This is a genomic window from Polaromonas sp. (assembly GCF_012927415.1).
GTDB lineage: Bacteria > Pseudomonadota > Gammaproteobacteria > Burkholderiales > Burkholderiaceae_C > Polaromonas.
This window is the reverse complement of sequence record NZ_JABBPF010000170.1, coordinates 1-5736: the sequence shown is the minus strand read 5'-3', so window position 1 is coordinate 5736 and position 5736 is coordinate 1. Positions and strand designations below refer to the sequence as shown.

The window sequence follows — 5736 nt, the reverse complement described above, 5'->3', positions numbered from 1 at the left end:
CGAACAGCGGCCAGACCGTCTCCTTCAACGCCCTCGCAATCGCGCTCTTGAATTCCAGTGAGCGCGGGCGCAAGGTCGAGCCGGTAATGGTCAGGCGCTTGCGCAACACCAGACCGGCATTGAACTCGGCCTTGACGCCGCCTTGCACTGCAATGATGACGAGACGGCCGTCGTCGGTCAGACATTCAACTTCCCGCGATACATAGCTGCCAGCGACCATGTCAAGAATGACATTGACACCCTTGCCCTGGGTCAATTTTTTGACTTCTTCAACAAAATCGCTGGTTTTGTAATTGATGGCGTGGTCTGCGCCCAATGCCACGCAGGCCGCGCACTTCTCGTCACTGCCGGCCGTCACCAGCACCGTAGAGCCGAGCGCTTTGGCGATCTGGATAGCAGTCACGCCAATACCGCTGGAGCCGCCCTGAATCAGCAGCGTTTCGCCTTTTTGCAAATAGGCGCGCTGAAAGACGTTGCTCCAGACGGTAAAAAAGGTCTCGGGCAATGATGCCGCCTGCACATCACTCAAGCCAGCTGGCACCGGCAGACATTGGCCGACCGGCGCGACGCACAGCTCGGCGTAACCGCCGCCGGCTACCAAGGCGCAAACGCGGTCGCCCAGCTCTAACCCGGCAGCGGCCATTGCCAAAGCGTCACCAGAAACAATTTCGCCAGCGACTTCCAGTCCCGGAATGTCGGACGCGCCAGGCGGCACGGGGTAATTGCCGGTACGCTGCAGCACATCAGGGCGGTTCACGCCGCTGGCGCTGACACGGATCAATACTTCGCCAGCGCCGAACTCAGGCGCTGGACGATCGCACAGACGCAGCACGTCAGGCGCTCCGAAGGAGGTAATTTCAATCGCTCTCATAATTTCTTCAGTAATTTAGGCCGCTGGTCCAGGCGATGCCGGCACCAGCAGCTATAAAATTAATAGCAGGGCTGATTAACCCTGATCCTGATTTTGATTCTGAGCAGGACGGTCCAGCAGCGCCTTCATGGACAGCTTGACCCGGCCCTTTTCGTCGGTTTCAAGAACCTTGACCCTGACGATCTGGCCTTCTTTCAAGTAGTCGGTGACTTTCTCGACACGCTCGTGGGCGATCTGGCTGATGTGCAGCAGACCGTCCTTGCCGGGCATCAAATTGACCAGCGCACCGAAGTCGAGGATCTTGGTGATCGCGCCTTCGTAGACCTTGCCGATTTCGACTTCAGCGGTGATTTCGGCGATGCGGCGCTTGGCCTCATCGGCCTTGACGCTATCGTTGGAAGCAATGGTGATCGTGCCGTCTTCCTCGATATTGATCTGGGTGCCGGTCTCTTCGGTCAACGCACGAATCACGGCGCCGCCCTTGCCGATCACGTCACGGATCTTTTCAGGGTTGATCTTCATCACGTAAAGACGCGGCGCGAAGTCAGACACTTCAGCTTTCGCCTCGCCCATGGCCTCCTGCATCTTGCCCAGTATGTGCATGCGGGCTTCCTTGGCCTGGGCCAGTGCGACCTGCATGATTTCCTTGGTAATGCCCTGGATTTTGATATCCATCTGTAGTGCGGTGATGCCGTTGGTCGTGCCGGCAACCTTGAAGTCCATGTCACCCAGATGGTCCTCGTCGCCCAGGATGTCGGTCAGTACGGCAAAGCGGTTGTCTTCCTTGATCAGGCCCATGGCGATACCCGCCACATGCGCTTTCATGGGCACGCCGGCGTCCATCAGCGACAGGCAGCCGCCGCAGACCGAAGCCATCGACGACGAGCCATTGGATTCGGTGATTTCCGACACCACGCGCTGGGTGTACGTAAATTCCTCTTTCGATGGCAGCAGGGAAATCCGCGCGCGCTTGGCCAGTCGGCCGTGACCAATTTCGCGCCGTTTCGGGCTACCGACGCGGCCGGTTTCGCCAGTGGCGAACGGAGGCATGTTGTAGTGCAGCATGAAGCGGTCTTCGTAGTCGCCGGACAGCGCGTCAATGCGCTGCGCGTCACGCTCGGTGCCCAGCGTGGTGACGACCAGCGCCTGGGTTTCACCACGGGTGAACAAGGCTGAGCCGTGGGTGCGCGGCAGCACGCTGTTGCGGATTTCAATCGCGCGCACGGTGCGGGTGTCGCGACCGTCAATACGCGGCTCGCCGGCCAGGATCTGGCTGCGGACGATTTTGGCTTCAATGTCGAACAACATGCCGTCAACGGCCACGCCATCAAACTCGACGCCTTCTGCCTTCAGCCCCATCTTGGTCCAGGTGGTCACTTCGCGCGTGGCATGGGTGCGGGCCTGCTTGTTGCGCAACTGGTAGGCGGCGCGCAGCTTTTCTTCGGCGAGCGCGACCACTTTGGCGATCAGCACTTCATCCTTCGCAGGCGCCTTCCAGTCCCACACCGGCTTGCCGGCATCACGAACGAGTTCGTGAATCGCGTTGATGGCGATGTTGCCCTGTTCATGGCCAAACACCACGGCGCCGAGCATGATTTCTTCAGACAGTTGCTTGGCTTCGGACTCGACCATCAGCACAGCAGCTTCGGTACCGGCCACCACCAGGTCCATGGAGGAATTCTTGAGCTGGGTCTTGCCCGGGTTCAACACGTACTGGCCGTCAATATAGGCCACGCGGGCAGCGCCAATCGGGCCGTTGAACGGAATACCGGAAATCGACAGCGCTGCGCTTGACGCGATCAGCGCCGGAATGTCGCCTTCGATTTCGGGATTGAGCGACAGCACATGGATCACGACCTGCACTTCGTTAAAGAAACCTTCAGGAAACAGCGGACGGATCGGGCGGTCGATCAGGCGTGAGGTCAGCGTTTCAAATTCGCTGGGGCGTCCTTCACGCTTGAAAAAGCTGCCGGGAATTCGGCCGGCGGCATAGGTTTTTTCAAGGTAGTCGACCGTCAGCGGGAAAAAATCCTGGCCAGGCTTGGCATCGGTTTTTGCGACCACGGTGGCCAGCACTACGGTGCCGTCCATGTCAAGCAACACGGCGCCGCCAGCCTGGCGCGCCATTTCGCCGGTTTCCATCGTGACCTTGTGCTGGCCCCACTGGAAGGATTTGGTAACTTTATTGAAAATGCTCATGGTTTTTTTCTCCACTCAGTTTTAAGTACCCGGATGAGGGCACCGAATTCAGCACATATGGCAGTGCAAGGAGCCCGGAATGTTGACTGGCTGAACACGATGCCATTCCACAAAATGACTGAGGATTCAGGGTCAATCTTGTGGAATGACACAGCGCGTGTTCGCTTGGTCATGCTCCGAAGTAAATCAGTCATGCCTGGGCATTTCTGAAATTGAAAGCATTTTTTGCAGTTTTAAAGTGCAAAACGCCTGAGCTAGTGAACTAACTCAGGCGCTTGTCTCTGGGTTTACCGGTTACTTGCGCAGGCCAAGCTTGGCAATCAGCGCAACATAACGCGAAGCATCCCTGGACTTCAGGTAGTCCAGCAGCTTGCGGCGGCGGCTCACCATGCGCAGCAGGCCCCGGCGGCCATGGTGGTCTTTGGCATGGGTTTTGAAGTGAGGCATCAATTCATTGATGCGGCCGGTCAGCAGGCCGACCTGAACTTCAGGACTGCCGGTATCCAGGGCGGAGCGCGCATTGTCCTTGACAATTTCAGCCTTGATTGATTTTGCGATCATGGGTTTTCCTCTTGCAACGGTGTTGCACTTGCGAGCGAAGCAGTGTTCCCGCTATTGGGATTTGACCGCTTTCGTCGTGTTTCGTCGTGTTGTCTGCCAATGAAATTCTGCTTTTTCCCCAAACAGCGCCTCTTTACGCAGCACATCGGATTATAACGCAAGCCAATGCCTGAGCCGGTCAGCGCCCTGCTCCAGCCTGGCGACGTCACGGCTGGCAAAACACCAGCGCAGCCAGCCCTGGGCCTGTGGCGCGGGATTGATCATGAAAGCGTTGCCTGGCGCCAACCCCAGCCCCGCCTCGGCAACCAGCCGCTTGGCGGTCTCCAGCGAGTCGCCGAAACGCTGCTGGTCAGTCAACCTGAAAAAAGCATACATGCCGCCTTTGGCTGCCGCCACTTCCACGCCCGGGATCGCCTGCAGCAGTGGCACCAGCGTGTCGCGGCAGGTTTTAAGGTGCGCCACCAGCTGCGGCGTGACGTCGTCCGTTTTTTTCAGCGCGACCAGGCCCGCCCGCTGGATAAAAACCGGCGCGCAGGAGGTGTTGAACTCCACCAGCTTGCCCATGTGCGGCGTCATCGCCGGCGGCATTACCAGCCATCCGAGCCGCCAGCCGGTCATCAAAAAACTCTTGGAAAAACTGTGCACCACCACCAGCCGGTCTTCGGGGCCGGCAATGTCCAGAAAACTGGGCGCGCAGCCGTTTCGGGTGCTTTCAAAATACAGGCGCTCATAAACCTCGTCAGCCAAAATCCAGGTGCCGGTCTTGCGGCAATGCCCCAGGATGGCAGCCTGCTCGTCCCGGCTCAGGGTCCAGCCGGTCGGGTTGTTCGGTGCATTGACGATCAAGAGTTTGGTCTTGGGCGTGATGGCGGCCAGAAGCTCCTCCATGTCGAGCTGCCACTGCCCGGCCACCGGCTTGAGGCTGACGCAGCGCAGCTGGGCGCCCATGATCAGCGGCTGGGCGGTCAGGTTGGGCCAGACTGGCGTGACCGCCACCACCTCGTCGCCTGCATCGACCAGCGCCTGCACCGCCAGCATCAGGGCATTGACACCCCCCGATGTGACGGCGATGCGCTCGGCCCCGATCGGCTCGGCACCGGGACAGCGCAGGCCGGTTGAATACCGGGCGATGGCATCGCGCAACTCCGGCAGGCCAAGATTGTGCGCATAAAACGTCTCACCTTGCTGCAGCGAAGCGATGGCCGCATCGCGGATAAAGGCCGGAGTCGTCTCGTCGCTCTCGCCGAACCAAAACTTCAGCACATCGCTGCGCCCCATGCCGGCATTGGCCACCCGGCGAATCATCGATTCTTCAAGATTTAAAACAGTCTGTCGCATGCGCCTCTTTCAATTTGTCAGGTCAGGTTTCGGATAGCTCATGGCCGCACCATCTGGCAGCTGGTGGGTTGCTCGGCCCGTTGCGCCGAAATCGTCTTGATCACGCGAAAACCGTAGCCCGATCCCTCGACATCAAATTTGACCCCCGGCGTACCCTGCTTTCCCATGATGGCGACTTCCAGTGGCTGCTGAAACTGGTGGTCGGCGGCGCGCATGGCGCCCTTGAAGCCCGAGAAATTTACCGTCGCTTTTTCCATTTGCGCGGCCACGCCCGCAGCATCGCTGACGCCCGCTTTCTCCAGACTCTGGGCCAGCGTTTCCATCATTAGCTGCATGCGCATGTGCACGTAGTCGTCCTGCGGCCTGGGAAAGCGCTGGCGAAAGGACTGGTAGAAGGTTTCCGACGCTGCGCCCGGCGCGTTGGGAAACCAGTCGGCCACGGCGATCACCTTGCCGACACCGGCATCCCCGAGCGCGGCGGGTACGCCCAGCGCGTTGCCATAAAAAGTGTAGAACTTGCCTTCATAGCCGACTTCCCGAGCTGCCTTGATGAGCAGGGTCAGGTCATTGCCCCAGTTGCCCGTCAACACCGCATGCGCGCCGCTGGCCTTTATCTTGACGGCGTAGGGAATAAAGTCCTTTACGCGGCCGAGCGCATGCAGCTCGTCGCCCACGATCCGGATATCCGGGCGCTGCAAGCCGATCTGCTTGCGGGCTTCGCGCAGCACTGCCTGGCCGAAGCTGTAGTCCTGGCCAATCAGGTAAAC

At 59.4% G+C, this 5736-nt stretch carries 5 protein-coding genes; all 5 read right to left on the bottom strand.

Annotated elements, in window-relative coordinates; genetic code table 11:
- Positions 1-871: NAD(P)H-quinone oxidoreductase (locus HHJ19_RS14355; RefSeq protein WP_296908518.1), on the bottom strand; the 871-nt coding region annotated here is incomplete at its 3' end.
- Between the two features lie 75 nt (positions 872-946).
- Entirely contained in the window at positions 947-3070 is a 2124-nt protein-coding gene (gene pnp / locus HHJ19_RS14350; protein WP_296908515.1) for a polyribonucleotide nucleotidyltransferase, read from the bottom strand.
- Positions 3071-3364: 294 nt separating this feature from the next.
- Entirely contained in the window at positions 3365-3631 is a 267-nt protein-coding gene (gene rpsO / locus HHJ19_RS14345; RefSeq protein WP_296908513.1) for a 30S ribosomal protein S15, read from the bottom strand.
- A gap of 150 nt (positions 3632-3781) precedes the next feature.
- On the bottom strand, positions 3782-4969 hold the full coding sequence (locus HHJ19_RS14340) for a pyridoxal phosphate-dependent aminotransferase (RefSeq protein WP_296908511.1): 1188 nt from the start codon (positions 4967-4969) through the stop codon (positions 3782-3784).
- Between the two features lie 38 nt (positions 4970-5007).
- A partial coding sequence (locus tag HHJ19_RS14335; protein WP_296908510.1) for an ABC transporter substrate-binding protein occupies positions 5008-5736 on the bottom strand: 729 nt, incomplete at its 5' end.